The sequence below is a fragment of the Gilliamella sp. wkB18 genome (assembly GCF_001690875.1).
In the GTDB taxonomy this organism is placed as follows: Bacteria; Pseudomonadota; Gammaproteobacteria; order Enterobacterales; family Orbaceae; genus Gilliamella; species Gilliamella apicola_A.
Genome location: NZ_LZHM01000087.1, coordinates 1 through 798, shown reverse-complemented (window position 1 = coordinate 798; position 798 = coordinate 1). Strand labels below are relative to the sequence as shown.

General features: G+C 47.9%; 1 protein-coding gene. It reads right to left on the bottom strand.

The features are described from left to right. On the bottom strand, positions 1 to 798 hold a 798-nt coding region (locus A9G48_RS09340), incomplete at both ends, for a type VI secretion system Vgr family protein (protein ID WP_141672992.1).

Genomic DNA, 798 nt, shown 5'->3' with positions numbered 1-798 from the left:
GGCTCGGTTTGGGTGGTTAAGTATAATCCCCGTGCAGCTGCTATGGCGCCCCATTCGTCGGTTCTTAGCTCAAAGCCTTCGCCACGCTGCGCTTTACTTTGGTCAACTAAGTGACCTAAATTCAGTTGGGTTTTGCCGTATTCGGTGGCGAGTTTGATGTGCTCTTGCCCCCGTTTGTCATCCATGCGTAATTTATTATTCGCTGGGGTGCGTATCACATTGCGGTGTTTGTTAATGGCGGTGACAGGGTCTGGGTGAGCACTGTCGTGCATTGCATGGGCAATATACGGTCTGTCAGGGTTGCCTTGCATAAAAGCTATTGCTACTTCAGTACCGTCAATCAGTGGAAAGTGAAAACCGTATTCACTGCCGGCATAGGGTTTGGCTAACCTTATCCATAAGCTTTCTTCGCCATTTTTCCAATCTGTTAAGTCAAAGTTAAATTTAACCCGGTAGCGCCCTTGGGTATCAATATAGCCATAGGTGTCATTATCGGGACTGGTGACCCGTGCCGGTAAGGTGCCACTGACTTGTGGCCAAGCAAGGGGTGCTGGGCGATACGGTTTTAATACCTTAAAAGGTATCGCAGTAAAACTGAGCTGGTAAGCATCAGTGCGGCTGCCGCTGCCCGTAACACTTAAAATAATAATGCCTTCATCAATATCAATCAGCGGGGCGCCATTAAGGCTAATGAGTTGCCCAGGAGCAAGGTTATAACGGTTGCTTTTGCCTCGGATAATTATTTGTTCACTGATTGCTTGTTCATGGCGAATACGTGCGTACCAATTGCCACTTTCT